Origin of the sequence: Rothia koreensis (assembly GCF_052232265.1) — a bacterium.
GTDB classification, from domain to species: Bacteria; Actinomycetota; Actinomycetes; order Actinomycetales; family Micrococcaceae; genus Rothia; species Rothia koreensis.
This window is the reverse complement of record NZ_CP197643.1, coordinates 1,591,086-1,616,652: the sequence shown is the minus strand read 5'-3', so window position 1 is coordinate 1,616,652 and position 25,567 is coordinate 1,591,086. Positions and strand designations below refer to the sequence as shown.

At 64.6% G+C, this 25,567-nt stretch carries 22 protein-coding genes and 3 tRNA genes; 13 read left to right on the top strand and 12 right to left on the bottom strand.

Translation table 11 applies throughout. The features are described 5' to 3' along the window. Positions 1–1,818 carry an acetolactate synthase large subunit gene (locus ACTSLZ_RS07130; protein ID WP_443094572.1) on the bottom strand — a complete coding sequence of 606 codons (1,818 nt, stop codon included), beginning with the start codon at positions 1,816–1,818 and terminating at the stop codon, positions 1–3. A gap of 426 nt (positions 1,819–2,244) precedes the next feature. Between ACTSLZ_RS07130 and ACTSLZ_RS07125 the strand changes: the two genes are divergently transcribed. The 3 genes from ACTSLZ_RS07125 (at position 2,245) to ACTSLZ_RS07115 (ending at position 2,990) form a co-directional block, all read left to right on the top strand. After that, entirely contained in the window at positions 2,245–2,700 is a 456-nt protein-coding gene (locus tag ACTSLZ_RS07125; RefSeq protein WP_443094571.1) for a hypothetical protein, read from the top strand. A 112-nt stretch (positions 2,701–2,812) separates the two neighbouring features. Continuing rightward, positions 2,813–2,884: transfer RNA gene (locus tag ACTSLZ_RS07120), tRNA-Lys, on the top strand. A gap of 34 nt (positions 2,885–2,918) precedes the next feature. Next, positions 2,919–2,990 (top strand) — tRNA-Lys (locus ACTSLZ_RS07115). Between the two features lie 223 nt (positions 2,991–3,213). Here the strand turns inward: ACTSLZ_RS07115 and ACTSLZ_RS07110 are convergent. Beyond that, positions 3,214–3,729 (bottom strand): MarR family winged helix-turn-helix transcriptional regulator, encoded by a 516-nt coding sequence (locus ACTSLZ_RS07110; protein WP_443094570.1) that lies wholly within the window; start codon positions 3,727–3,729, stop codon positions 3,214–3,216. Positions 3,730–3,920: 191 nt separating this feature from the next. Between ACTSLZ_RS07110 and bcp the strand changes: the two genes are divergently transcribed. The 8 genes from bcp (at position 3,921) to ACTSLZ_RS07070 (ending at position 12,014) form a co-directional block, all read left to right on the top strand. Next, positions 3,921–4,400 (top strand): thioredoxin-dependent thiol peroxidase, encoded by a 480-nt coding sequence (gene bcp, locus ACTSLZ_RS07105; protein ID WP_443094569.1) that lies wholly within the window; start codon positions 3,921–3,923, stop codon positions 4,398–4,400. 99 nt (positions 4,401–4,499) lie between these two features. Next, positions 4,500–4,582 (top strand) — tRNA-Leu (locus ACTSLZ_RS07100). A 112-nt stretch (positions 4,583–4,694) separates the two neighbouring features. Continuing rightward, the gene (locus ACTSLZ_RS07095) at positions 4,695–6,317 is read left to right on the top strand and encodes an ABC transporter substrate-binding protein (RefSeq protein WP_443094568.1); all 1,623 of its coding nucleotides are present in this window, start codon (positions 4,695–4,697) and stop codon (positions 6,315–6,317) included. A gap of 172 nt (positions 6,318–6,489) precedes the next feature. Then, positions 6,490–7,977 (top strand): malate:quinone oxidoreductase, encoded by a 1,488-nt coding sequence (locus tag ACTSLZ_RS07090; protein ID WP_443096111.1) that lies wholly within the window; start codon positions 6,490–6,492, stop codon positions 7,975–7,977. Between the two features lie 239 nt (positions 7,978–8,216). Continuing rightward, positions 8,217–9,293, top strand: coding sequence for a YihY/virulence factor BrkB family protein (locus tag ACTSLZ_RS07085; RefSeq protein ID WP_443094567.1), 1,077 nt, complete (start codon positions 8,217–8,219; stop codon positions 9,291–9,293). 4 nt (positions 9,294–9,297) lie between these two features. After that, entirely contained in the window at positions 9,298–10,137 is an 840-nt protein-coding gene (locus tag ACTSLZ_RS07080; protein WP_443094566.1) for an alpha/beta fold hydrolase, read from the top strand. A 120-nt stretch (positions 10,138–10,257) separates the two neighbouring features. Beyond that, on the top strand, positions 10,258–11,358 hold the full coding sequence (locus ACTSLZ_RS07075) for an S-(hydroxymethyl)mycothiol dehydrogenase (protein WP_129314190.1): 1,101 nt from the start codon (positions 10,258–10,260) through the stop codon (positions 11,356–11,358). 2 nt (positions 11,359–11,360) lie between these two features. After that, on the top strand, positions 11,361–12,014 hold the full coding sequence (locus ACTSLZ_RS07070) for an MBL fold metallo-hydrolase (RefSeq protein WP_178979694.1): 654 nt from the start codon (positions 11,361–11,363) through the stop codon (positions 12,012–12,014). Between the two features lie 28 nt (positions 12,015–12,042). On the opposite strand, the gene ACTSLZ_RS07065 is transcribed toward ACTSLZ_RS07070, so the two are convergent. Genes ACTSLZ_RS07065 through ACTSLZ_RS07055 form a run of 3 tightly spaced genes read right to left on the bottom strand, consistent with a single transcriptional unit; the run spans position 12,043 to position 17,683 of the window. After that, positions 12,043–13,428 carry an MFS transporter gene (locus ACTSLZ_RS07065; protein ID WP_129314188.1) on the bottom strand — a complete coding sequence of 462 codons (1,386 nt, stop codon included), beginning with the start codon at positions 13,426–13,428 and terminating at the stop codon, positions 12,043–12,045. Then, on the bottom strand, positions 13,425–16,520 hold the full coding sequence (locus ACTSLZ_RS07060; RefSeq protein ID WP_443094565.1) for an AAA family ATPase: 3,096 nt from the start codon (positions 16,518–16,520) through the stop codon (positions 13,425–13,427). Before ACTSLZ_RS07060 ends, ACTSLZ_RS07065 begins: the two co-directional genes overlap by 4 nt. After that, entirely contained in the window at positions 16,517–17,683 is a 1,167-nt protein-coding gene (locus ACTSLZ_RS07055; RefSeq protein WP_443094564.1) for an exonuclease SbcCD subunit D, read from the bottom strand. The genes ACTSLZ_RS07060 and ACTSLZ_RS07055 overlap by 4 nt, the downstream gene beginning before the upstream one ends. 79 nt (positions 17,684–17,762) lie before the next feature. On the opposite strand from ACTSLZ_RS07055, the gene ACTSLZ_RS07050 reads away from it, so the two are divergent. Beyond that, positions 17,763–18,860 carry an ADP-ribosylglycohydrolase family protein gene (locus ACTSLZ_RS07050; RefSeq protein WP_443094563.1) on the top strand — a complete coding sequence of 366 codons (1,098 nt, stop codon included), beginning with the start codon at positions 17,763–17,765 and terminating at the stop codon, positions 18,858–18,860. A gap of 31 nt (positions 18,861–18,891) precedes the next feature. Here ACTSLZ_RS07050 and ACTSLZ_RS07045 read toward each other — a convergent pair whose 3' ends face one another. The 7 genes from ACTSLZ_RS07045 to clpS all read right to left on the bottom strand — a co-directional run bounded on the left by ACTSLZ_RS07045 (position 18,892) and on the right by clpS (position 24,146). Continuing rightward, entirely contained in the window at positions 18,892–19,755 is an 864-nt protein-coding gene (locus ACTSLZ_RS07045) for a phosphotransferase family protein (protein ID WP_443096110.1), read from the bottom strand. A gap of 15 nt (positions 19,756–19,770) precedes the next feature. After that, positions 19,771–20,436, bottom strand: a complete 666-nt coding sequence (locus ACTSLZ_RS07040) for a non-canonical purine NTP pyrophosphatase (RefSeq protein WP_129314183.1) — start codon at positions 20,434–20,436, stop codon at positions 19,771–19,773. Then, positions 20,433–21,194: a ribonuclease PH gene (gene rph, locus ACTSLZ_RS07035; RefSeq protein WP_129314182.1), complete on the bottom strand. Its 762-nt coding sequence runs from the start codon at positions 21,192–21,194 to the stop codon at positions 20,433–20,435. The genes ACTSLZ_RS07040 and rph overlap by 4 nt, the downstream gene beginning before the upstream one ends. Before the next feature lie 67 nt (positions 21,195–21,261). Beyond that, positions 21,262–22,056 (bottom strand): MBL fold metallo-hydrolase, encoded by a 795-nt coding sequence (locus ACTSLZ_RS07030; RefSeq protein ID WP_129314181.1) that lies wholly within the window; start codon positions 22,054–22,056, stop codon positions 21,262–21,264. After that, on the bottom strand, positions 22,047–23,102 hold the full coding sequence (gene murI, locus ACTSLZ_RS07025; protein ID WP_443094562.1) for a glutamate racemase: 1,056 nt from the start codon (positions 23,100–23,102) through the stop codon (positions 22,047–22,049). Before murI ends, ACTSLZ_RS07030 begins: the two co-directional genes overlap by 10 nt. Positions 23,103–23,239: 137 nt before the next feature. After that, on the bottom strand, positions 23,240–23,794 hold the full coding sequence (locus ACTSLZ_RS07020; protein WP_443094561.1) for a DUF2017 domain-containing protein: 555 nt from the start codon (positions 23,792–23,794) through the stop codon (positions 23,240–23,242). 4 nt (positions 23,795–23,798) lie between these two features. Continuing rightward, positions 23,799–24,146 (bottom strand): ATP-dependent Clp protease adapter ClpS, encoded by a 348-nt coding sequence (clpS, locus tag ACTSLZ_RS07015; RefSeq protein WP_129314178.1) that lies wholly within the window; start codon positions 24,144–24,146, stop codon positions 23,799–23,801. 126 nt (positions 24,147–24,272) lie between these two features. Between clpS and ACTSLZ_RS07010 the strand changes: the two genes are divergently transcribed. Beyond that, positions 24,273–25,535: a nicotinate phosphoribosyltransferase gene (locus ACTSLZ_RS07010; RefSeq protein WP_443096109.1), complete on the top strand. Its 1,263-nt coding sequence runs from the start codon at positions 24,273–24,275 to the stop codon at positions 25,533–25,535. Positions 25,536–25,567: the final 32 nt, after the last annotated feature.

The following is a 25,567-nucleotide window of genomic DNA, read 5'->3' as shown; positions in this document are numbered from 1 at the left end:
TTATTCCTCTCCGTCCCAATCGGGTGACGTGTCTTTGGCAATCTGGATCGCATCGTTGGAGACGCCGGCCGGAACCATCGGCCACACCATGGCATCGGGGCTCACGGTGAAGTCGATGAGAACCGGTCGATCGTTGATCTCCAGGGCCTTCCGAATGGTTTCGTCGATCTCGTCGTCATTCGTGCAACGCAAGGCCGCGCAACCGTAGGCTTCCGCCAACTTGACGAAATCGGGAATTCGGCGGGAATCGTGACCCGTATCCAGGTGGGTGTTCGAGTACCGGCCGTCGTAGAACAGCGTCTGCCACTGCCGGACCATGCCCAGCGAGGAGTTGTTGATCACGGCCACCTTGATCGGGATGTCATTCAGGACGCACGTGGCCAACTCCTGATTCGTCATCTGGAAGCAACCATCGCCGTCGATCGCCCAGACGACCCTGTCCGGGTTGCCGACCTTCGCGCCCATCGCGGCCGGAACGCAGTAACCCATCGTTCCGAGCCCAGCAGAGTTGAGCCACTGGTGCGGGCGCTCGTACCCGATGAATTGGGCGGACCACATCTGGTGCTGTCCGACGCCGGAAACGTAGACCGCCTCGGGCCCCGTCAGCTCTCCGATGCGCTGAATCACGTGCTGGGGCGAGCCGAGGCCGTCCTCGGTCGGGACGTAACCCAGCGGATACTCGTCCTTGATCCGGTTCAGGATGGCCCACCAACCGCTCAGATCCGCGGGTCCGTTCTCTCGTTGCAGTTCACTCACCGCATCGATGAGCTCGGGGATCACTGCCTTGAGATCCCCCACGATCGGCACGTCGGCAACCCGGATCTTCGAGATCTCTGCCGGGTCGACGTCCACGTGGACGACCTTCGCGTGGGGAGCGAACGATTCGACGTGTCCGGTGACTCGGTCGTCGAATCGCGCGCCCAGGGCGACGATCAGATCCGCCTTCTGCATCGAGGTGACCGCGGGAACGGACCCGTGCATACCCGGCATGCCCAAATGATGGGGATCGGAATCGGGGAATGCGCCCCTGGCCGTCAAAGTCGTGACCACTGGGGCGTCGGTCGTGCGAACCAGCCCCGCCAATTCTTCGCTCGCGTGGGCACGGAGCGTGCCGCCCCCGACGTACAGAACCGGCTGTTCGGCCGCGGCCAACAGCTTGGCGGCCTCCTTGACTTGTTTGTTGTGCCCGCGGACCACCGGCCGGTACCCACGCAGCTGCATGTCCACGGGCCATTCGAAGGTCATGAGCCCCTGCTGGGCGTCCTTGGTGATATCCACGAGAACGGGTCCGGGCCGACCGGTCGCGGCGATGTGGAACGCCTCCGCGATGATTCGGGGGATGTCCTCGGGAGAGGTCGCCATGAAGGAGTGCTTGGTCACCGGCATGGTCATGCCGACGATGTCAGCCTCTTGGAACGCGTCCGTTCCCAAGACCTTGGACCCCACCTGCCCGGTGATGGCCACCATCGGTACGGAGTCCATATTCGCGTCGGCCAGCGCAGTAATGAGGTTCGTGGCTCCAGGCCCGCTCGTCGCGATGCACACGCCGACCTTGCCGGTCACCAGGGCATACCCCTCGGCCGCATGGCCCGCACCCTGCTCGTGGCGCACGAGAATGTGGTTGATGCTCTCCGAATCAAGGAGTGGATCGTAGGTCGGCAGGATGGCGCCGCCGGGAAGGCCGAAGACATCGGTGACTCCGAGCTTCTCCAAAGTACGAATGACCGCTTCGGACCCAGTAATTCTTGGGGCGCTGCTCTGCGACCCGGAAGTCGAGGCGGCAACCGTGGCCGGCGTCGCCGACTTTTCGTTGCTCATGTGATCGTCCTTTTGTTCCTGCTGTGTTCTGCGGTGCGGCGGGTCCTGTGGGTCCGCCATGAGCCAGTCCTGATCCGGTGGAATCCGACCTGACACGAAAAAACCCCTCAACCTGAGTCTCGGTGAGGGGTCTGCGCGGTACGAAATATCTGGTTCTAGGCCAGCCCAGCCGCGCGACCCGCAATAATGAGCGAGACGCGTACGCCGGTAAGAACCAGAGCTTCGTGATGTGCCATGGATTCATGATCGACGTCCCCGCCTGAGGGGGTCAAAAATGTATCAGAATATGAAATCTGCGCCACACGCCCACGACGGTCAACCCGAGCGACCTCTGCTCCGGTTACATGATGTCCTCTCGTTGCAATCGATCAACAAGTTGTTCGACACCCATTCGATTACGAGCCTGACCTGGATAGACTTTGAAATATGTCCTCCGAACCGGAAACCTCGCCGACCCTGGCAGAACGTCTGCACACCGTCTTCGACAGCCAGGTCATGAACTACGGTGCATACAACCTGGTCTACGCAACCGGATGTGCGACCTACGCGAGCCAGCCCTCGGACGGGGAGCATCATGGGGTGACCCAACGCCACTTCATCGTGGGCTACCGCCGGTACCCTTCGGAGATCATCGTGGCCCCGTTCGACCCGGCGGCCCTCGCGTCCTTGGGGCTCCCCAACGCGATCGACAACACCAACCTGATCGATGCCTCGAGCTCGGGGCAGGGTCGGTTGCGCCTCGAGACCACGTCACGGACCGCGTTCGACCTCAAGGTCTTGCCCCTAGTCGAAATCGAGACCGCCTACGGCGCCGAAGTGCTCGAGCAGGAAGCAGATTCTGAAGATTTCCTGAGCTACGTCCGCGAGCTGGTTTCGGTCTGACGTTCGCTTGATCACAGCGGGCGATTCGACTTGCACGGGTCCTGGGCTCTGCGTATAGTTTCTTTTCGTTGCCGACGCGCTGGGACACTGGTTTCCAGCCGCCAAAAGGTATGCGCCTCTAGCTCAATGGCAGAGCAATTGACTCTTAATCAATGGGTTCCGGGTTCGAGTCCCGGGGGGCGCACGGAAGTCTTCACTTCTCGCCCCTTCTGGGGCATGCGCCTCTAGCTCAATGGCAGAGCAATTGACTCTTAATCAATGGGTTCCGGGTTCGAGTCCCGGGGGGCGCACGATGGATAACCCGGTTCGGCAACGAACCGGGTTTTTTCGTGTGCTTCAGGTCTTTCCCACGGGCGCTGCTCGCTCTCAACCCCTGCGGCAGGATTCATGCACGTGGCCAGAGATTCGGGATGAACGAGCCGTCGTCGGGGCCTGGTCCGGTGGCCTGGACGCAGCGCGCGTGCCCACGAGACACCGGATGGGACAGACGGGCCGACCGCCGGCCCGACGTCGTCAGTCCTCCGCGCTCTCGGGGGCTCCGTCAGTCGGCTCCCCCGCCGGGCGCTGGGATGCGACGCCCTCAGCAACCCATCGAGCCTCTTGCGGGAGGCTCTCCATGGTGTCCCGGACGATCTTGAGCGGCATCGTGTCCGTGTTCGACAGGTCTCTGATGACCTGCTCGAGTGCTTCCCGGAGCTCACCGTGTTCCAGCACCCCCGTGCCCGCGAGTTCTTCCTCGACTTCGGTGGCCTCGGCCAGGGCGCGCTTCCCTTTGTCGGTGATGACCATCAAGTAACTACGACGGTCCTGGGTGCTGCGCTGCCGTGCGATATGCCCGTGCACTTCGAGGCGCGTCAGGGTCTTGCCCATGGTCTGCGCTTGGACGCCGACCTTGTGGGCCACCTGGGCCTGGGTGAGGCTGCCCTCTCGGTAAATGACGTCGAGGGCCATGACACCGGCGTGCGTGAGTCCGAGAGACTGCAGCTGTCGGTTCCAATTGTGTTCCAGCATCCTTGCTGCGGTGGACATCAGGCGACTGATGGACCATTCCTGGAAGTGAGGCATGGCTGAAATTATAAGCACCACGCGGAACCCGGGCACTGAGCCAACGGCCGATATTACGCTCGTACAATGGCCAACAGCACAAACAATCAGGCCACGTGGTGTCCCAGCACCGACAACGCTGGAGCGCCATGGCCGTCACGACCGGAGGTTCTTGCATGACCGATTCCACTCGACTGTCGCCGGGAGACCCTGCCCCGGACTTCACCCTCGAGGACGCCCTGGGCAAGCAGGTCTCACTCGCCGACTACGCCGGCTCAACGGTCATTGTCTACTTCTACCCCAAGGCATCGACCCCCGGGTGCACCACCGAGGCCTGCGATTTCCGGGACAATCTCGACTCGTTGGAGTCTCTGGGATACCGGGTCCTGGGAATCTCGCCCGACAAACCGGGGGCGCTGCAGAAATTCGTGGACAACCAGTCCCTGACTTTCCCGTTGCTCTCGGATCCCTCCCACGAGGTCGCCGAAGCCTACGGGGCCTGGGGCGAGAAGAAGAATTACGGAAAGGTCTCGGTCGGCCTGATTCGATCGACGTTCGTGATCGACGGCTCCGGCACGATCCAGCTCGCCCAATACAACGTCAGGGCCAAGGGGCATGTGGCCAAGTTGCGGCGAGATCTCGGCATCGACGCCTGACGGTCGACGCCGTTCCGCCGGCCCCGTGCCCGCGGCCCCACCGCGCCGAACCGCTTCGCACCCTCATGTAGACTGTGGACTCGCCGAAGTGAGCGGCATGCGCGAGTGGTGGAATAGGCAGACACGCAGGATTTAGGTTCCTGTGCCGGGGAGGCGTGCGGGTTCAAGTCCCGCCTCGCGCACCGACAGCCGGCCCCTTGGTGGGCGTCGGCCCCGTGCGCCCGGTTCGGCCGGCCGTACGTCCCCGCATCCCGGGGGCGATTCCAAGATGGCACCCTTCATGAGGAGTGAGACGTGAGAACCACCCGGCGCGGATTCCTGACCGGTTCTCTGGGAGTCGCTGCCGTGGCCCTGGCCGGTTGCGGCAACTCGTCGGGGCCGTCTCCGTCGTCCAGCGGCTCGGCCAGTCCGGCCGGACCGTCATTCGTTTTCGGCAACGCGGCCGCCGCACCGACCTTGGATCCGTCGCTGACCTCAAACCTCGAGACCTCGCGCATCGCGGCCCAAATTCTCGAGCCTCTGGTCAAAGCCGATCAGGACACGGGCAAGCCGGTCCCGGGACTGGCCACGGATTGGTCGGTCTCCGACGACGGCCTCACCTACACGTTCACGTTGCGGAAGAACGTCTCGTTCCACGACGGTACGGATCTCACGGCCGACGTCGTGTGCGAGAACTTCCGCCGGTGGTCCGAGAACACCCAGACCGAACAGGTGAATCAGACCGCGTACCAAACCATCTTTCGGTCGACCAAGGCCGATGGCTCGTCCAGGGAGTCGATCTATCGGTCATGCACCGCCGTCGACGACCACACCGTCCGACTGGCCATTTCCACGCCGTACCCGTCCGTGATCAAGGCCCTGACGCAACCTGCCTTCGGCATTGGATCTCCCCGGGCCTTCAAGGACCACGGCGAATACATTTCCCACCCGGTCGGTACGGGTCCGTTCGAACTGAAGGACTGGGACGGGCGGACCGCGACCCTGACCCGCTTCCCTGATTACTGGGGCGAGGCCGCGCACCTCGGGAAACTGACGTTCGTGACGGTGACCAGTACCCAGAAGCGGTACTACGAGATCCTCGAGGGCGGCGTTGACGCCTACGACCAGATCGGCATCGACGACTTCGTGAATCTCGCGCGCCGCGGATACCAGATCCAGCAGCGCGACCCGTACTCGGTGGCCTACGTGAGCATGAATCAGCAAGCCGGCCCCTTGTCAGACATCAAAGTCCGGCGTGCGGCGGCCCACGCGATCACGCGCTCCCCCATCGCTGACAAGTACTATCCCGATGGAACGAAGGTCGCCAACGACTTCGTCCCGGAATTGTTCAAGGTCAGCGGCTCCGACACGCAATCCGCGTATCGGCAGGACCAGAGCCTCGCCAAGAAGCTCCTCGAAGAGTCGGAGTACGACGGCAAGGAACTCCAGTTCTACTATCCGACCGACGTGTCCCTGGCCTACGTCCAGAGCCCGGAGGCGGTTTTCGCCCAGATCGCGGGAGATCTCACCTCGGTCGGTTTCAACATCAAACCCGTCCCGATTCGGTGGACGGACGACTACCTGAGCAAGATCAATCAGGCCAATTCGGACCGGGCCTTCGCCCTGACCGGCTACATGGGTGCGTACAGGGATCCCGACGACTTCCTGTCGCCCCTGTTCCGCCAGGAGAACCCCCAGTTCGGGTTCTCCGATCCGGACCTGTTCGACCAGGTGCAGAAGGCTTCCTCGATGTCCGACGGCGGGGAACGGAACGAGCTGTACAAGAAGATCAACAAGTCCGTGGCAGAAGCGATGCCCGCAATCCCGTTGGCATTCCCCATCTCTGCGGTGGCCCTCAACTCGCGGGTCGTCTCGTATCCGCTCACCGCCACGGGCGTGGCCGATTTCTCCAAAATCGAAGTACACGAGGAGAAATGATCCGCCTCGGCCCGCATCATTGAAGGATGCTACGCGCCCGTTCGACCGGCGCGATTCGGAAGGGCTAACCTGAGAAGTGAATGCGTCCTTTGCAACCGGTCAGGACGCGGCCCGCCCCGACGTACCTCGGCGGGAACCAAACCGCGCGCCGACGCGGAAACCAGCACAGGAGATATCCACAGTGACTCAGACTCACACGACCGACGTCGTCCTCGTGGGCGGCGGAATCATGAGCGCGACCCTTGGCGTTCTGCTCAAGGAGCTCGAACCGAATTGGGACATCACCCTGTTCGAGCGCCTGGATCGAGTCGGCGCTGAGAGTTCCAACGCGTGGAACAATGCCGGTACGGGCCACTCCGCGCTGTGTGAGCTCAATTACGCTCCGATGGGGTCGGACGGCACCGTGAACCCGGCCAAGGCGCTCAACATCAACGAGCAGTTCCAGACCAGCCGTCAGTTCTGGTCAACCCTGGTCGAGGAGGGAAAGATTGCGAATCCTTCCTTCATCAATTCGGTACCGCACATGTCGTTGGTATTCGGAAAGGACCACAGCGAATACCTGAAAACTCGCTACCAGTCCCTGAGCGCCCAGAAGCTCTTCGAGAAAATGGAGTTCTCCCAGGATCCGGAAAAGATCGCAGAGTGGGCCCCCTTGACCATGGAGGGTCGCGATCCGAAGGAGACGGTCGCGGCAAATTACTCGCGCGAGGGTACTGACGTCGACTTCGGCAACCTGGCCCTCCAGTTCACCCATCACCTCGAGGAACAAGGGGCCGACGTTCGGTTCGGCCACGAGGTCCAGGACCTCCGTCAGGAATCCGATGGCTCCTGGAGCCTTCGCGTGACGAACCGGCTCAACGCCGAGGATGATCTCCTGGTACGCGCGAAGTTCGTGTTCCTCGGTGCCGGTGGCGGTGCGCTGCCCCTGCTGCAGAAGTCCGGCATACCGGAGGGCAAGGGATTCGGCGGATTCCCCGTCTCGGGTCTGTTCCTGCGCAACTCCCACGAAGAGACGGCCTCGCGACACAACGCCAAGGTCTACGGCCAGGCTTCCGTAGGTGCGCCGCCGATGTCCGTGCCTCACCTCGATACGCGGTGGGTCGACGGCAAACGCTCCTTGTTGTTCGGCCCCTACGCGGGTTTCAAGACGAACTTCCTGAAGCAGGGGTCCTTGCTGGACCTCTTCAAGTCCGTCAAGCCCGACAACATCTACCCGATGGCACGCGCCGGCCTGGACAATCTCGGCCTGGTCAAGTACCTGCTGACCGAGCTGACCAAAACCCGTCAGGCGAAAATCGACGCCCTGCGGGAGTACTACCCCGAGGCCGCCGGAGGCGAATGGGACCTCATCGAGGCCGGACAACGCGTCCAGGTCATGCGCAAGGATACCAAGAAGGGCGGCGTCCTGCAGTTCGGCACGGAACTCATCACCAAGGGCGACGGCTCGATCGCGGCACTGCTGGGGGCATCTCCCGGTGCGTCGACGGCGGTCCCGATCATGCTGAACCTCGTCAAGAAGTGCTTCCCTGATCGGTTCGACGCGTGGTCGCCCCGCATCAAGGAGCTCGTCCCGGCGTACGGTCACAGGCTCAATGACGAACCCGATCTCGCGGACGAAATCATGGCCCACACGGCGAAGGTTCTTGGAATCCGGAACTGACGGACCCGTCCGCCACCGATACGCATCGTGCCCGCCGTCACCCGTTGACGGCGGGCACGATGCGTTCTCGGCCCGGGTACCCGCCAGCCGAGGCCATCCCACAAGAACTGAGCAACATTCTCCCCAACCAGCCGGGGTTCGGCCTGTTTTCGGGTACGTTGTAGAAAGGCAATATCCCTTGCCTGCACACTGCACCGCGCGATGAGGTCGTGCCCCTAGAAACCACAGGATCGTTATTCATGGATCTTTCGGAACAGACAATTCACAAATCGGAACACGCCCCGAAAGCGGCTCATCGGGACAAAGCGAAGAATTTGTCCCAGATCAGCAAACCCGGGTGGGGATACGTGTTCAAGAGGTCAGTGAATTCGTTCACCGCCGATGGCGGGACCGACCTCGCCGCCTCGCTGACGTATTTCGCGGTGCTGTCCCTGTTCCCGGGTCTGCTGGCCGTCGTCTCACTGCTCGGCGTGTTCGGCGAGGGAGACACCACCACGACAGCGATTCTCGACTTCATCCGGCCTTATGCGCCTGAAGAACTGATGGCACTGATCAAGGAACCCATCACGCAACTGACCAGCTCCACGGGAGCCGGCGTGATCGCCCTGATCACCGGTGTCGTCGGTGCCCTTTGGACCGCGTCCGGCTACGTCGGCGGATTCGGCCGTGCCCTGAACAAGATCTACGGCGTCGTCGAGGGACGGCCGATCTGGAAATTGCGGCCGATCAATCTGGTCGTCACCTTTTTCATGGTCGTGATCGTGGTGATCATGATGCTGGTTCTCCTTCTGTCCGGGAACATTCTTCACGCCGCGGGCGACTGGATCGGCCTCGGCGACACGACCGTGGCGGTCTGGAGCTGGGCCAGGTGGATCGTCATGCTGATCCTTGCCGTGGCCTTCATCGCCCTCCTCTACTACGCGACCCCGAACGTCAAGCAGCCGAAGCTCCAGTGGTTGAGCCCGGGTGCCGCATTCTCACTCGTCGCTATGGCCATCGCGGGCGCGGCCTTCGGCTTCTACGTATCGAATTTCGGAAGCTACAACGCGACCTACGGGACCATCGGCGGCGTGATCGTGATGCTGCTGTTCATCTGGATCATGAACAACGTCCTCCTCTTCGGCGCCGTGCTGGACTCCGAATTGGAACGGGCCCGTGAACTCGAGGCCGGAATCCGCGCCGAGGAACACCTTCAGCTTCCTCCCCGCGACACGCGGCAGGCGCACAAGCTGGTGGAATCCCGCCAGAAGTTCGTGGACGAAGGGCGCAGACTGAGGCTCCAGAACGATCGCCTGGACTACTCCGACCAGGGCTGATCCCGTGCCCGATCTTCGATGGACCCGCGTCTCCGGCGAACACGCCGAGGGCGCGGGTTCGGTGCCTCTGGTCCTCGTCCACGGTTTCGCGACCACGGTCACGCAGTGTTGGTTGGCCACCGGCTGGCTCCGGCGTCTCGGGCCCCAGAGAACCCTCGTATTCCTCCACCTTCCCTGGCACGACGACGCCTCGGCCGCAGCTCGCATTCGCGCCCACTACGGACAGAGATCGGTCACCGAAGGCGTCCTCGGTCTCGAAGACTCCTCGGACCACGCCCTGACCTCCCTCGACGTCCTGGATGCGATGTCGGAGGCGATTCGCCGGTCCCTCGGCCACGAGGCGAACGCTTCCCTGGACTCTGACCACGGCGTCGTCGACCTGTTCGGTTACTCGCTGGGAGCACGGCTCGCCTGGGATCTCGCCTGCCAGGAGGACCGATTGATTCGGCGACTGGTTCTGGGAGGCCTGCCGGCTCACGATGAATTGTCCGAATTCGCCCACGGTGTACGCACAGGTTCGCTCCGGAACGATCCCACCATGTCTCCCGCCGCGCGAGAGGTCCTCGAGTTCGTCGATTCCTCGGAGCTCGATCGAGGCGGCCTCCTGACGTGCGCCGGCCGGCTGTCCATCCCCGAATTCGGACCGTCCGCAGAACATGCTCCGACTCAGCCCACGCTGGTCGTCACCGGCAGCGAGGACAACGTGGCCCAGGACTCCCCCGACCTGGTCGAATACCTCGGCCCGGACGCCGTCTACCGTGAGCTCCCCGGTCGCACACACGTCAACGCTCTCACCTCCGGCGCGTTCGCACGCGCGGTCACCGCCCACCTTGACGAGGATTAAGCCGAGAAGAGATCGACGCGGCGTGTCCCCGATCCGTTGTGATTGACTGATGTCGAAGCGGTTCCGAAGGACGTCCTTCGACGCCGCCCAGACCACACATTGATCTCCAAGGAGGCTCTCATGCAGAAGGTCAAGGCCGTCATCTCGCGGGAGAAGGACGCGCCGGTCGAAGTCACGACCATCAACGTTCCCGATCCCGGCCCCGGCGAAGCGCTCGTCAAGATTCTGACGTGCGGCGTCTGCCAAACCGACCTCCATTACAAGCGTGGCGGAGTCGGAGACAACTTTCCTTATCTGTTGGGCCACGAGGCCTCCGGCGTGGTCGAGGCGGTGGGCGACGGCGTGTCCGACGTCGAGCCCGGTGACCACGTGATCCTCAATTGGCGCGCCGTCTGCGGCGAATGCCGGGCGTGCAAGAAGGGCCAACCGCAATACTGCTTCGACACTCACAATGCCGAGCAGAAGATGACCCTCGAGGACGGCACCGAGCTCGAGGCAGCCCTCGGTATCGGCGCTTTTGCGGAAAAGACCTTGGTGGCCGCCGGTCAGTGCACCAAGATCGAGGGAGACCTGGACACCGACCAGTATGCCGCCGTGGGACTCCTCGGGTGCGGCATCACCGCCGGAATCGGCGCCGCCATCAACACGGGCCAAGTCGCGCGCGGGGAGTCGGTCGCTGTCATCGGGTGCGGAGGCGTCGGCACCGCCGCCGTTGCGGGCGCTGCCCTGGCGGGGGCCACGAAGATCATCGCCGTCGACATCGACGACGACAAGCTCGCCACAGCCCAGTCGCTGGGAGCCACGCACACGGTCAATTCCTCGTCGCGGGATGCGGTCGAGGCCATTCGGGAGCTGACCGGGGGCTATGGAGCCGACCTGGTCATCGATGCGGTCGGAATCGCGAAGACCTTCGAACAGGCCTTCCAGGCCCGCGATCTCGCCGGCCGCGTGGTACTCGTCGGTGTTCCCGACCCGGGTACTACCCTGCAGATGCCGTTGGACGAGGTGTTCTCGCGGGGAGGTTCGATCAAGTCCGCGTGGTACGGCGACACCCTTCCGTCCCGTGATTTCCCCATGCTCGTTGACCAGTACCTCCTCGGACGGTTGGACCTTGATGCGTTCGTGTCCGAGAAGATCGGACTCGGAGACATCGAACCGGCCTTCGAGAAGATGACGCAGGGCAAGGTCCTGCGCTCGGTCGTTGAAGTGGCGGAGGCGTAACCATGGCACAGAGCACCATCGAACATCGCGAGACGAGCGGGACGTTCAGTCTCGACGGCGGTACGTGGGATGTGGACAACAACGTCTGGGTCGTCGGGGACGACCAGGGTTGTGTCGTCATCGATCCGGCACACGATCTCGACGCGGTGGCCGACGCCGTGGGATCGCGGACCGTGGAGAAGATTCTCCTGACTCACGCGCACGACGACCACGCGGGCCTCGCGGTGGAGGCGGCAGGCCGCTTCGGCGCCCCGATTTTCCTGCACCCTGACGAACAACCGCTGTGGAAGTTGACTCATAGCGAACCTGCTCCGTCATTCCACAGGCTGACCGATGGGTTCCAGATCCCTGTGGGGGACGCCACGCTCACCGTGATTCATACTCCGGGGCATTCACCGGGGTCGGTCTGCTTTTATTCGCAAGACCTCGAATGGAACGGGGCGTCTCCCGTTGTGTTCTCGGGCGATACCCTGTTCCAGGGCGGCCCCGGGGCCACCGGTCGGTCGTACAGCGATTTTCCGACCATCATCGCGTCGATCACCGATCGGTTGCTCGTGTTGCCGAAGGACACCGTGGTGCTGACGGGTCACGGCGATTCGACCACGATCGGGGCGGAGGCCCCGCATCGGCAGGAGTGGATCGACCGCGGAGAGTGATCACGCGTCCGGCATCTCGGCGGCGGCATCAGGGCTGAGCACTGTGCTTGCCGCCGAGAATGCTGGACTCGAAGTATCGGCGCCAGAGGTAGCCGTACGTATGACCCAGGATGAGGTATGCAGTCGCGCTGAGCACCGGCAACAACAGCGCGGTGTTGTATCCCTGGGAATCCCCGAGGACGGCACCCCAGACCAGCCCGAGGGCGGTCCCGCTGAGGAGCGCGGCGAAAGTCGAGGCCATGACGACGTCGAGGGTGCCGTTGGGCGTGACCGCGGTCGCGACGGAGTCGGTCACAATGAGGGCAATGCCCACCACGAATCCCAAGAAGACGAGCGCCAGGGCCATGGTCGGGATGGATCCTGGCATCGAAGCGGGCAGGGACACCAGCGTCAGAGCGCAGGCCCAGAACAGCCAAGCACCCCACGTCGAGGTCCGGACCTGCAGAAGATTCGCCGTGATCGCCGCGACCAGGGAGCTGAGACCGAGCACCGCGTAGAGCAGCCCCACGCCTTCGACCGAATCAAAATTCTGGCTCAGGCTCACGAGGGACGACTGCATCGAGCCCAGAAGCAGGCCGAGCGTTCCCATTCCGACCACGGGAAACCACATCAGTTTGCGCCGCGCCGCGTTGTCCCGCTGTTTTTCCGGGCTCGGCGGTTCGGGCTTGGGCAGCGGTGCCGCACTGTGCCTCAGCCTGGTCAGGGCGAAGGCCGACACCGAAACGAGGTTGATGGCACCGACCAGCAGCAGGGTCGAGTGCGCGTGCCAGAGCAGGGAGGCCACGCCCGTCACCGCGGCTCCCAGCGCGATCGCGACGACGTCGGCCACCGACTCGAACGCCAGGGAAGAGCTCAGGAGCGACCGGTCGGCGAGGCGGTGTGATTCGTCGGCCCAACGGATCCGCGCCAGGGCCGCCACGGGAGCCGAGGTTGCTCCAGTCACGATGCACGCCGAGAGCAAACCGGTCACGCTTCCGCCCGACGGCTTCTGCAGCTCCACGGATTCGCTGATGAGCCACAATATGGCCGCGATGTTCGAAAGAACGCAGAACATGAGGACGAGCCGCTGGCCGATTTTCTCGGCTATGGCACCGTAGATGGGCACGATGACCGCCATGCTCAGCGCCATGGCGCCCGCAGCGAATCCCCCGAGCAGGATCTCGTCCGTCCACGAAACGATCATGATGAGGGTTCCGAGCGGAAGCATGGCTACCGGCAATCGTGCAATGACCGAAATCGCCAAGTATCCCAGCCCGGCCAGCCCGGTGAGGATCCGCAACCGGTCCATGGTGCTCTCGGTGGGCCGCTTGTTGCCGCTCTCCTGGCCGTCGTCGCTGAAGCGATCGTTCGCAGACCGGCGCTCGTCACGCTCGGGAAGCTGGGGCTGCGGCCCGGTCACTGGCGGCATACTCATGTTGACTTCGACTCCAATGAGGACCCGCTCGGGGACCTGGTGATTCTCACGTGCTCAGGGATTCTGGTTTTCATGTCGGCGACGTGGCTGACGAGACCAATGACCCGGCCATTCTCGCGCAAGCCGTCGATGGCGTCCATGACGTCCTCGAGAGTGTCCTCGTCGAGGGATCCAAAACCTTCGTCGACAAAGAGTGTATCGACTTCAATGCCTCCGGCACGGGCTTGGACCACGTCCGCCAGGCCCAGGGCCAGGCACAATGACGCCATGAACGTCTCTCCCCCGGACAACGACGACGTCGACCGGGTTTCGGAGGTCCAGGAGTCGAATATCTCCAACCCCAGGCCCGACTTCTTGTTCCTTCCCGCCGTGGCGTCGGAATGTCTCAGGCTGTACCGGCCATTGGTCATGTTCTTCAGCCTGACGGTCGCGGCCTCGGCGATGTCTTCGAGCTGCGCGGCGAGCACGAAAGTGGTCAAGGACATCCTCTGCAGATTTTCCCCACCGAGGCCCGAGGCCACATCCGCCAAGTCCTTGAGCATCTGCGCGGTATCCGAGGCCTGGTGGACCTCCGCTTGCAGATTCCGGTCGCCGGACCGGATCCGTTCCACCGTGGACAGGCCCTCACGGAACGTTGTTTCCCTGGCCAACTCCTCCTCATAGATCTTTCTGGCTTCCTCGGCGGCCCTCCGGGTCCGTTCCGCATCCTCGGGATCCGGCCTGGATTCTCCTGCATCGATGCGTTCCAGCATGGCCTCGTGCCACGCGGCTTTCCAGGCCTCGTCGATGCGAGCCCGCTCCTCCTCGAAAACCCGCAGCCTCTCGCGCATTGCCGCGAGCTCTTGCGGGGGAAGCCAGTGCCGTTCTGCCTCGACTGCATCGTCGAAGACGCTCTCGGCCACCTCTCGGTTGAGGTCCGCTTCCGCGGCACGCTCGTTTTCTCTCAGACCCTGCACGTGGCCTCGCAGGCGGTCGGCCGCGGAACGGTGCTCACGAAGTTTGTCGATTCGCGCCGTGATCCTGCCCAGCTCTTCTCGGCCCGGCACATCGTCGAGGGCGAACGAGAGGTTGGCCCGCCGGTCCCGAAGCTCCTGGATCGTGGAGTCGAGCCCACTGATCTCCACTCTGAGTTCTTGGGACCGTGATTCGGCGTCGCGAATTTCCTGCCACAAGCCGTCCAGGCGGCCTTCGATGTCCGTACACCGTTGTTTCTGATCGTGAACTTTTCGGTGCCGTTCTCGAGCCTCGCGCGCGGCGTCTTCGGCCTCAGAGAGACGAGGTCGCGCACCTTGGGACTCCAGCTCCTCGAGCGCGCGTCTGAGTTCGGCACACCGAGCGAACGTTTCCTTCGCGAGCGCGTCGCTTCTGTCCCTCTCTCGGGCGGATCGTTCGAGGTCCTCCTCAGAGACCATGTGGTCACGACCCGGTGTTTCGGCACGGGCGGGGTCGGGGTGCTCGGTGGACCCGCACACGGGGCACGGTTGCTCGGCTTCGAGATCGTCGGCAAGAACTATGACGGCCTGCCGGAATCTCCTGCTCATCAGGTCGTCGTAGTGGCCGGAAGCCTCCTTGCGGCGTGATTCCGCCCGCTCGGCCTCCTGCGTTGCCTTCCCCAGGTCCTCTCGGGTTCCCTGCGCACGGCGTGTCAGCTCGAGCACCCGGGAGGTCTCTGCCTCGGCCGCGGCAGCTTCCGGCAGGTCGGAGATCGCCTCGGAGAGTTCGTCGCGCTCGCGAACCATTCTCTCGCGTGTCCGCCCGAGCTCTTTCTCTCGTTCGACCACGCGAAGAAGTTGCGTTTCGGCGTCGGTTTTCCTTCGAACCGGCTCCAGCAATGCCGTCTCGAGTTCCTCGGCGTCCCGGATCCTGCGCAGCAGTTCCCCCACGGTTTCACGACGCCGCTCGAGCAGCGCGTCGTATTCTTCGCCCTCGGCCTGATCGGCCGACGACCAGTAGGCACGCTCGACGTCGCGCTCTGATTCCGATTCCGCCACCGCTGCAACCGGCTCCTCGGTCAGCGTGCGAGCACGAGCCAGAAGGTCCGCGAGCTGCTTCTTCTTGTCGGCCACTTGCTGCCGTGTCTGTCGAAGCCGCTCCAGCGCTTCATGGACCGGAGTCGCTGCGGCGGCGCGTTCGGCCGTGTGCTTGTCCCTGGCAGTCCGTTGTTCGGCGTCCTGCACGGCGGTTCTGCGCGCCACGAGCCGATCGTGTTCCCGCCATTCCCCGATTCCTCTTTCCACAGCATCAGCGTGTCGACCGGCTGTGCTGGATTGCTCGGCCGCGTGCTCACGGGCCGTCGCGGCCTGTGACCGGGCACGCTCCAGGCGATCCACCGCGGATTGCATGTCGACGAACACCGTGCCATCGGCCTGGTCGGGTTGGGACCCTTCGGCCAACGAGAGGCGTTCGAGCAGCGCCGCAACCTCCTCATGGCCCCGCCGGACTTCGGCCGACAAGTCGCGGAATCGCTGAGCTGCGGCATCGGAGCGTTGCTTCAGGACATCCCGGACATCGGCGTAGAGGTCCACGGGGAAGAGGCGTCTCAGGAGTTTCTCGCGCTCATCCGATGATGCCGAGAGGAAGCGGGCGAATTGCCCCTGGGGAAGCATCATGACCTGCGCAAACTGCTCCCTGGTCAGGCCGAATGCTTCCGCGACGATCCTGCCGGCCTCGTCGTTGCGTACCGACAGGACTTCCCAGTCCGTCTCGGAGGCTGCGACGGCGTCCTCCGCGAGGCAGCGATACAGAGCTACCTGGGGATGTTCCGTGACCCAGCCGCTCTTGGCCCTGGTGGAGGGGCGGGCCCATTCGGGGGTTCGACGGATTCGGTAGCGGTGGCCTCCCACGGTCAGCTCGAGGTCCACGTACGGTTCGGTCCCGGGCTTCGCGAAATCGGAGTAGAGGCTCTTCGTGTTCTCCGGGCGCGTGGTCGAGCCGTAGAGGGCAAAGCATATGGCGTCGAAGACGGTCGACTTGCCGGCCCCGGTCGGGCCGCTGAGCAGGAAGAGCCCGGCCTCGTTCAAGGCGTCGAAGTCGACGCGTTCCTTCGACGGGAACGGTCCGAACGCGCACAGTTCCAAGTGATGCAGCCTCATGCGTGCCCCTCTTCCCCGCTCGGTGAGTCCATGTCACCTGCGGCCCGAAGCCTTTCCGCTTCGGCAACCGCCGAGGTGATTTCTTCGTGTTCCCTCGTATCGAGTTCTCGGCCCCTGACCTGTTCGTAGAAGGCCGCGCACGCTTCCACCGGAGACTGGGCTCTGGCCATTCGTGAGGCGTACGTGTCCCGTTCGGTCGCCTCGAGGCCCGAGAACTTGAGTTCGAGGGTTTCGGGAAATCGGTCGCGCAATCGCTCCATCGGGTGGGCCGGCCGGCGTCGGTCGGTCAGGGTGACCTGGCACAGGCAGTTTTCGGCCCAGGCGACATCCTCCGAGGACAAGAGATCTTCGAGCTCCCCGGAGATGCACGCCAAGTCGACCGCCTTGGTCCATTCTCCCGCCTCGATCTGCAATGTCTCCGCCGAGGTATCCAGCAGCCAATATCCCTTCCGGTGGTTGGCCTCCGAGAAGGAGAACGGCAAGGGGGAACCGCTGTACCGGACCGTGTCCCGTATGGCCTGTCTCCCGTGCAGGTGACCCAGCGCGGCGTAGTCGAACCCATCGAAGATGTCCGCGGAGACGACGCCGAGGTTGCCGGTATCGAGGATCCGTTCGGAATCCGTGCCCTCCGCCCCGCTCGCGAAACAGTGGGCCACGATCACGGCGGTGTGGTGTGGCTGACGCAGCCTGTCGTCGCGTGCCCGCTCGACGGCGGCGGACAGCACCTCGTGATGCGTCGGGCCGGTTCCCAGAACGGCCGCTGACGAGCGCGGATCCAGATAGGGGATCCCGTAAACCAGCGTGCCGTCGGCCAGGCGCACGGGGCGATCGATGTCCTCAATACGCGTCCTGAAGTGAACGCCGGCAGTCTCGAGAAGGTTCGACGCAAAACCCAGACGAGCCGCGGAATCGTGGTTTCCGCTGGTCAGCACGACCTCGACGTCGAGATCCCGAAGGCGGGTCAGAAGCCGCGAGAACTGGTCGATGACATCGGTCCTGGGTGAGGCCTGGTCGTAGATGTCCCCCGCCATGATGACGGCGCCGACCTCCTGCGCCTCGCACACGGCGACCAGTTCGCGCGCCCACGCCTCTTGTTCCCGGAACAGAGAGCGACCGTGGAAGGACCTGCCCAGGTGAAGGTCCGAGGTATGAAGGATTCTCATACGCTCAACCTATCCCGCCCGACCGACAAGTTAAGACAGCCCGAGGGACGGCCCGCAGGCGCCGACTAGAATAATCCCCATGCCCGAAACAACCAGCCTTCCGGCCCTGCCGTCGCCCGCCAGCACCGAGTACCGGGTCATGGTCCACCGAGTACTGGAAGCCGCGACCGGTACCGGCCCCGCCCTGGCGGTGGGCACGATCGCGACCGTGGAGGGCATGAGCGACATCGTCGAGTGGGCATGCAGGGGCCAGTCCGCCGACGAAACGGCGTCGATCTGGCTGCAGAACTTTCGATGGGCACGTGTCATTGGACTCACGGTGGAGCCATCGGCTCCCCTCCCGCCCCGGGCTGATTGGGAGACGACGGCCGGTCAGGACCTTTGGGGGTGCGATGTGGAATTGGCCCATCTCGACCCGACGACGGCACAGGCCCTGGGGCGGGCTGACATGCAATATCCCGCACGTCACGATTTTCCGGATGCCGTCTCGCCGGCGTTCATTCCCCGGCTCACTCCATTGGCGCTGTACCCGCAGGATTCGACTCCGCACCTGGGACAGTTGGTCGCCAATGTCACGAGCCTGACCCACGGGTCGCCCGAGGCCCTTGCCTGCGGGGTTGCCTGGGTCTTTCTCGTGAGGACGTGTCTCGCTTCGTCCGCCGCTGATTCATCCGAGGACGCCGCACAGACCACCGCGCCGACGTCGAGAATCGGACGAGCCCTGGCCGACGTTGCCGCTGTCCTGCCCGACGACGACGCCGAACGTGCCCCGGCCCCGCGCGGGCTCCGGCAGCAATATGCGGCGACGGGGAGCTCCGACCGAGGCTTCGGCGCCCTGTTCGCCGAGGCTCCGGAGACCACGGCCGCCGTGAAGAGTCTGGCTCGGAACCCTTCGGCGGAAGACCCCAGCCGAACCGAATGTGTTTCGGTCCTGGTCCACGCCGTCCGGTCCGCGATGGAGGCTGAGGCGCCCGTCGAATCAGGAACCGTCGCGGGGTGCCTCACGCGGGTGCTCAGGGAGGCCGCTCGTTCGGTGGACCGAGGGCACGGCCTGCGTTCCCTGGGCCAGGCAGGTTCCCCCAGTCTCGGTTCGGTCGTGCCGCGTGCCGTGGATGCCGGCGTCGAGCGGTGGACATCCGCCGTGCGTACCTGGGATGACCTTTTGCCGCGACCCTGAGATCGTGAGCGCCCGGTCCGACGCCGCAGGGTCACGCGGGGAGCTCGCCCCGGTGCTCCTCGAACCACGCATCGGCTCTCTCCAGGGACTGACGCGTAATCGCTCCCCCGCCCCCGTTCACGATGGCGTAGCCGACGGATTGGAGGGGCATGAGGTGGTAGACGGTTCGTGCCCGTTCCGCCCACTCCTTGCCGACGCATTTCGTCAGCACATCCCAGCCGTACCAGTTCGCCGCGGCGGCAATGTCCCAGGACGGGTCCCCAAGAGCCGCATGGTCCCAGTCGATGACGCCGGTCAATTTGTCCTTGTTCCAGAGGATGTTGTGCCCGGAGAAGTCCGAGTGAATGATTCGCGGCGTGACCGGTTCCATCTCCAGGACTTCCTCGATCAGGCGCTCCGCCACGTGCCGATTGCCGGGGAGCAACCGCGGCACGACCTGCTCTCTCAGCGTCTTCTCCCAGTCGTCCCCGCCCCAGTGGTGGTGGACCGGCTCCAAATAGGGTTCGAGGGGCACCGGGTCCATGCGTCCGATGGCCCTCAGGGCTCGTCCGAGTTGACGGGCCGGCGCCGGCCCGATGTCCCTGGCTTCGCCGGGAATCCAGCTGAGGCCCACGGCCGTGTACCCGGCGCGTGAGATCACCCGGGTCAGCGGGCGAGGAACGGCGAATGGAAGGTCGTCGGGAAGTGCCCGCAGCAATCGGGTCCTGGTCTCCATGGCCTCGCCGGCCGTCAGGTTCTTGGCCACTCTCACGCTGAGCCGGTGGCCAGCGTTGACCACGATGTGCGCGGATCCGTTCGAGTGCACGTCCCATTCATCGGGCCCGACGGGAGCACCTGCCTGGTCCAATACGGCCTTGATGAGGGGGAAGTATCGCATCTGGGCGAATCTGGACATGCGGGACACGAATGACTACCTCTGTGCGAGATCCGATGAGAGCGCAGCGTCGATATGCGGGACGAGCGCCGCGAAGGCCCTCGCCCGATGACTGATCGCATTCTTCAGTTCGGCGGAGATCTGGGCCGCCGAAAGGCCGGCGTCCTCACCCGTCAGTTCGTCGGGTGCAAAGATCGGGTCGTAGCCGAAACCGTTGGTTCCGGTGACGCTCCTCAGGAGTCGCCCGGGCATGCGCCCGTATTCGACGACCTCGACGCCGCCGGGACCGGCCAGCCCCGCCGCGCACTCGAAGTGGGCCGTCCTGTGTTCCTCGGGAATGTCACCCAATTGGGCAAGGAGCAACTCGATGTTGGCGTCGTCGTCTCCGTGCCGGCCCGACCAGCGTGCCGAGAAGATCCCCGGTGCACCGTTCATGACGTCGACGCACAGGCCGGAGTCATCGGCGACGGCCACGAGACCCGTGGCCGCTGCCACCGCGCGCGCCTTGAGGAGAGAATTCTCCGCGAACGTCACGCCCGTCTCGACGACGTCGGGCGCGCCGACGGCGCCGGCGTCCACCACCTGGGTGTCAACGTCCAGGCCGCGGACTCGGCCGCGGAGTATTTCACGCAGTTCGACCAGTTTCCCGGCATTGTGGCTCGCCAGGACGAGCACCGGTTCAGGCTGTCCCTCGGGGCTCATGCCGACTCCTCGAGGGTTTGTTGCTGGATCGTGGCCAGTTCCGAGGTGCCCGCCAACGCGAGGTCCAGCAGGAGGTTGAGCTCGTCACGGTCGAAGGGGGTACCTTCGGCCGTTCCCTGGACCTCGACGAAGGAACCCGATCCGGTGACCACCACATTCATGTCCGTCTCGGCTCGGACGTCCTCGACGTAAGGAAGATCCAGCATGGGGGTACCGTCGATGATCCCGACCGAGACGGCCGACACGGAATCGGTCAACGGGCTCTTCTTCCGATCCACGATCCCCTCGCGTTGTGCCCACGCGACGGCCTCTGCGAGCGCAACATACGCCCCAGTGATGGCGGCCGTGCGCGTTCCGCCGTCGGCCTGGAGCACGTCGCAGTCGAGAACCACCGTGTTCTCGCCGAGGGCCTCGGTATCGATCACGGCCCGCAGGGACCGTCCGATCAGGCGTGAGATCTCGTGGGTGCGTCCACCGATTTTTCCCTTGACGGATTCGCGGGCGGAGCGCGTGTTGGTCGCCCGGGGAAGCATCGCGTATTCGGCGGTGACCCATCCCTTGCCCTCGCCCTTGAGCCAGCGGGGCACTCCCTCGGTCAGCGAAGCGGTGCACAGGACTCGGGTATTGCCGAACTCGATGAGCGCGGAGCCTTCCGCGTTGCGGGACCAGCCACGGGTAATGGAAATGGGCCGGAGTTCGTCGACGGCTCGCCCGTCGGCTCTCGTCGTGGCGCTGTTCGGGGAGGTCTGAGAAGTCATGTCTTCACCATACCGCCGCCCGGCGGGAAAGACCCACGGTGACAGGCCCGCTGAGTCACTCCGCGGGTCAGGACCGGCCGAGTGTGTATTCGGCCAGCGGAGCGACGACGTCGGCCGGACCATCGAAGTGATCACGGGCCTCGGCGAGCACCGTGGCTTTGTCGTTCCAGATGGGCAAGTGGGTCAGGAGGAGTCGCCGGGTTCCGGCCTCCTGGGCCGTCTGTCCGGCTCTGGCCCCCGTCAGGTGGATGCCCCGGAGTCCGTCATCGCGTCCTTCCATGTAGGCGGCTTCGCAGAGAAAGAGGTCGGAGCCTTCCGCGGCCCGGGTCAGTCCCTCGCAGGCATCCGAGTCTCCCGAATACGTCAGGACGACGTCGCCACGCTCGCCGTGTTCGGTCACGCGCAGGGCGAAGGGGTCCTCGATGGGGTGCACGACTCGGAAGGGCTGGACGGACAGCGGGCCGACCTCGACGATTTCCTCGTCCGCCCATTCGTGGAAGGTGAACTGGTCGCCGAGGGTCGCTTCAGGAGGCATGCTGTGCGTCCGGGCCAGGTAGGAGTCCGTTCCCTTGGGGCACCAGACGTCGATGGGTCCGGTGGACCAGCCACGAGGGTCCCACCGGGCCGCAATGTACAGTCCGGCAAGGTCGACACAGTGATCGGGGTGCAGGTGACTCACGAACACGGCGTCGATCGCCGTGAGCTCGATGTGCTTCTGGATCTCCCCCAGCGAGCCGCTTCCCATGTCGAGCAGGACCCGCCAGGTCCGTCCCGCGGAATCAGTGGATGAGACCAGGTAGCAGGACGCCGGGGACTGCGGCCCGGCGAACGAGCCGGTGCACCCGATGACTTTCAGTTCCATGAGGTTCCTCTCGGCGTGTCGGGGTCTCCGTGCGGATCGGGGTTGCTCCGTGACGGGCTCGGGTCAGCGGCCGAGTGGACGCGCTGTTCGGCGGGCAGGGTCACGCTGGCCTGCATCTGCTGCTCGGGTGTCACGACGGCGAGGGACGCCGTCGGAAAGGATTCCGCGATGCTGCGCGTGTGTCTGACTCCCGTCACGGCGGGGCCCAAGAACCGCTGGGCGATCTGCTGGAATGCCTCGGGGTCTCCCGTGGCCACGAACTCGTGCTCCGGCGCTGCGCCGTCGGTTCGGAGCAACCCTTCGTTGGTCAGGGCGCGGAACAGGTCCTTGGCCGTCTCCTCCGAGGAGGTCACCAGGGTCACCCCGTGGCCCAGGACGTAGGAGATCACGCCGGTCAGGAGGGGGTAATGGGTGCATCCGAGGATCACGGTGTCCGCCCCGGCGTCCTGAACGGGGACGAGGTGTCTTTCCACGGTCTCGAGCAGCTCCGGGCCCGTCGTGACGCCGCGTTCCACGAAATCGACGAATTCGGGGCAGGCCTCCGACCGAACCGTCAGATGTGGGGCCGCGGCGAAAGAGTCCTCGTAGGCTCTGGATGAAATGGTGGCCGCAGTCCCCAGGACCCCGATCTTGCCGTTGCGGGTCGCGGCGACCGCACGACGAACCGCGGGCTGGATCACCTCGACGACGGGGATGCCGTACTTCCTCGTGTATCTTTCCCTCGCGTCGCGCAACACCGCTGCCGAGGCGGTATTGCAGGCTATGACCAGGGCTTTGACGCCCGAATCCACCAGATCGTCCATGATTCTGAGGGCGTTGGCGCGAACCTGGGCGATCGGCAGGGGTCCGTAGGGACCGTTTGCGGTGTCGCCGACGTAGATGACCTTCTCGTGCGGCAACTGATCCATGATCGCCCGGGCCACCGTGAGCCCACCGACCCCGGAATCGAAGACGCCGATCGGCGCGCCCGGCGTGGGGGCCGAAGGGGCGGTACTGCCCCACGCGGTGAGCTTCTGCGAATCGTCGGCAGTCAAGTGGCTGTTCATGGTGCTTTCGAGGGTAGCGGCTATTGGTCTCGACCGGGGCCCGACGGGGTCATCGGATCGGCATTGCGGGAAAACTCACTCCGGTCCGACCACAGCATATCCGCTGATCGGAGGACTGATTGCACCGTCATGCCCGATCACTCGAGGTCGGAAAGCATGGCTTCGACGAGTGAGTCCTGCAACCAGGAGACGAATTGGTAGACCAGGGACATATAGGATTCGACGTCCTGCGCCTGGGACCAATCGGTGTAGGAGGCAACGCGTTGTGCATCCTCCTCGGATTCGATGCCCAGCCGGGTGGCCAGGACCAACCGGACGTCGTTGAGCGCCGAGGCGAAGGCCATGGAGTGCTCGTGGTCAAGAAGAAGTTTGGGAGACTCGCAGTCCATCGCGGCCATCCTCAGGTGACCGATTTTTGCTTCCCTGACGGAACGCTCGGTGAGCCGCCGGAATTCGGCGGCTTCCTCGTCGTCGTCGCTGGCCTGCGGAAGCAACCGGGCCAGGGCGGGGTCCTCCGGGACCGACGAATCCTCGGAGATGCCCACCAAGGAGGCCAGCGGGTCCTCGTCCTCCGGGGTATCGGGCTCCAGGGTCGTGATGACGTCCTGGAACAGTTTGATGAGCAGCTCGCGTTCCGGCCCTTCGAGGCCGCCGGTGATGCCCTTGCGCCCGCTCCTGAATTCCTTGGCCATGGTCTCAGCCTCCGTCCCGTTCGAATGTCGCCCACAGACCGTACCCGTGCATAGCACTCGTGTGCCGTTCCGCGTCTTCCCGGCCGCCGGTGAACACCGTGGCGCGACCCTCCTGGTGGACGGCCATCATGAGGGTCCTCGCTTTGTCCTGAGAGTAATGAAAATGCGCACGAAAGACATAGGTCACGTAACTCATGAGGTTGACGGGATCGTTCCACACGATCACGCGCCAGGGGTTGTCTTCGGCGGGCCGGTCCAAGAGGCCGACATCCGCCGATGGCGTGGTCTCCGGGGACGTTCCCGGGGCGGACTCACTGGCCACGGGCAGATTCTGTGCAGACTGACTGACCATAATGCTCAATCCTAGACGTTTCGCCGCGGTCACGCCTTCCCCATTGGTTCCGTCGGGAGCCCTGGGTAGGCTTGGGGGGTGACATCAGACTCCCCCGCGCTCCTGACGGACCACTACGAACTCACGATGCTGCAGGCCGCCATTCGCGCCGGCGTGCACGAACGGCGTTGCGTCTTCGAGACGTTCACGCGTCGCCTGCCGGCCGGTCGACGGTACGGGGTGCTCGCGGGGACCGGACGCTTCCTCGAGGAACTGGACAATTTCGTCTTCGACGACGCCCAGCTGAGTTTCCTCCAGGACCACCACGTGGTGGACGGTCCGACCCTCGAGTACCTGGCCAATTTCCGTTTCTCCGGGTCGATTCGTGGTTACGCGGAAGGCGAGGCCTTCTTCCCCCATTCGCCGGTTCTCCAGGTCGAGGCTCCTTTCGCCGAGGCCTGTGTCCTGGAGACCTTGCTGCTGTCGATCCTGAACTACGACTCCGCCGTCGCCTCGGCGGCTTCGCGCATGACCGGGGCCGCCAACGGCCGCCCGTGCCTGGAAATGGGTTCACGGCGGGCGCACGAACGGGCCGCGGTCGCTGCTGCGCGGGCTTCCGTCGTCGCGGGATTCTCGGGAACCTCCAATCTGGAAGCGGGCCGTCGCTACGCCGTCGAGACGATCGGCACGTCGGCACACGCGTTCACGCTCCTCTTCGACGACGAAGAATCCGCGTTCCGCGCGCAACTGGATTCCCTGGGGCGCGGCACGACCCTTCTGGTCGACACGTACGACGTCGAGCAGGCCGTCCGGCGCGCCGTCGATCTCGCCGGGCCCGAGCTGGGCGCCGTCCGGCTCGATTCGGGAGACTTGGCGGCCCAGGCCGTCGCCGTGCGGCAGCTCCTCGACGACCTCGGCAACCGGGACACGAAGATCACCGTCACATCCGACCTGGACGAGTACGCGATCGCCGGCCTGGCCGCGGCGCCGGTGGACTCCTACGGGGTGGGCACCCGCCTCGTGACCGGGTCGGGAGCCCCCACATCGTCTATGGTCTACAAGATGGTCGCCCGGGAGGACGCGGACGGCCGTTTGGTTTCCGTGGCCAAACGGTCCCGGGGCAAGGGCTCGACGGGCGGCCGCAAGCACGCCGCTCGACGGCTGGACCGCGACGGCACCGCCATCGCGGAATCGGTCGCTCTGTCACCGGACCTGGTGGGCGGGCCCGACTTCCGGCAGCTGATGCAACCGCTCGTGATCGACGGCGACATCCTCCCGGGGTCCACGGGGCCCGAAGGACTGCGTTCGGCGGTTGCACGGCACCACGAGTCGACTCGGGAACTCCCGCGGGCCATCCGACGGCTCTCCGAGGGGGAGCCCGCGGTACCGACCGAATTCCTCGATCACTGACATCAATTCTTCGTACCGACCACTGATCCTGA

Coding starts and splice junctions, on each gene's coding strand:
- ACTSLZ_RS07130 (WP_443094572.1), bottom strand. CDS start 1,818: ATGAGCAACGAAAAGTCGGCGACGCCGGCCACGGTTGCCGCCTCGACT.
- ACTSLZ_RS07125 (WP_443094571.1), top strand. CDS start 2,245: ATGTCCTCCGAACCGGAAACCTCGCCGACCCTGGCAGAACGTCTGCAC.
- ACTSLZ_RS07110 (WP_443094570.1), bottom strand. CDS start 3,729: ATGTCCACCGCAGCAAGGATGCTGGAACACAATTGGAACCGACAGCTG.
- bcp (WP_443094569.1), top strand. CDS start 3,921: ATGACCGATTCCACTCGACTGTCGCCGGGAGACCCTGCCCCGGACTTC.
- ACTSLZ_RS07085 (WP_443094567.1), top strand. CDS start 8,217: ATGGATCTTTCGGAACAGACAATTCACAAATCGGAACACGCCCCGAAA.
- ACTSLZ_RS07075 (WP_129314190.1), top strand. CDS start 10,258: ATGCAGAAGGTCAAGGCCGTCATCTCGCGGGAGAAGGACGCGCCGGTC.
- ACTSLZ_RS07070 (WP_178979694.1), top strand. CDS start 11,361: ATGGCACAGAGCACCATCGAACATCGCGAGACGAGCGGGACGTTCAGT.
- ACTSLZ_RS07065 (WP_129314188.1), bottom strand. CDS start 13,428: ATGAGTATGCCGCCAGTGACCGGGCCGCAGCCCCAGCTTCCCGAGCGT.
- ACTSLZ_RS07060 (WP_443094565.1), bottom strand. CDS start 16,520: ATGAGGCTGCATCACTTGGAACTGTGCGCGTTCGGACCGTTCCCGTCG.
- ACTSLZ_RS07055 (WP_443094564.1), bottom strand. CDS start 17,683: ATGAGAATCCTTCATACCTCGGACCTTCACCTGGGCAGGTCCTTCCAC.
- ACTSLZ_RS07050 (WP_443094563.1), top strand. CDS start 17,763: ATGCCCGAAACAACCAGCCTTCCGGCCCTGCCGTCGCCCGCCAGCACC.
- ACTSLZ_RS07045 (WP_443096110.1), bottom strand. CDS start 19,755: ATGTCCAGATTCGCCCAGATGCGATACTTCCCCCTCATCAAGGCCGTA.
- ACTSLZ_RS07040 (WP_129314183.1), bottom strand. CDS start 20,436: ATGAGCCCCGAGGGACAGCCTGAACCGGTGCTCGTCCTGGCGAGCCAC.
- rph (WP_129314182.1), bottom strand. CDS start 21,194: ATGACTTCTCAGACCTCCCCGAACAGCGCCACGACGAGAGCCGACGGG.
- ACTSLZ_RS07030 (WP_129314181.1), bottom strand. CDS start 22,056: ATGGAACTGAAAGTCATCGGGTGCACCGGCTCGTTCGCCGGGCCGCAG.
- murI (WP_443094562.1), bottom strand. CDS start 23,102: ATGAACAGCCACTTGACTGCCGACGATTCGCAGAAGCTCACCGCGTGG.
- ACTSLZ_RS07020 (WP_443094561.1), bottom strand. CDS start 23,794: ATGGCCAAGGAATTCAGGAGCGGGCGCAAGGGCATCACCGGCGGCCTC.
- clpS (WP_129314178.1), bottom strand. CDS start 24,146: ATGGTCAGTCAGTCTGCACAGAATCTGCCCGTGGCCAGTGAGTCCGCC.
- ACTSLZ_RS07010 (WP_443096109.1), top strand. CDS start 24,273: ATGCTGCAGGCCGCCATTCGCGCCGGCGTGCACGAACGGCGTTGCGTC.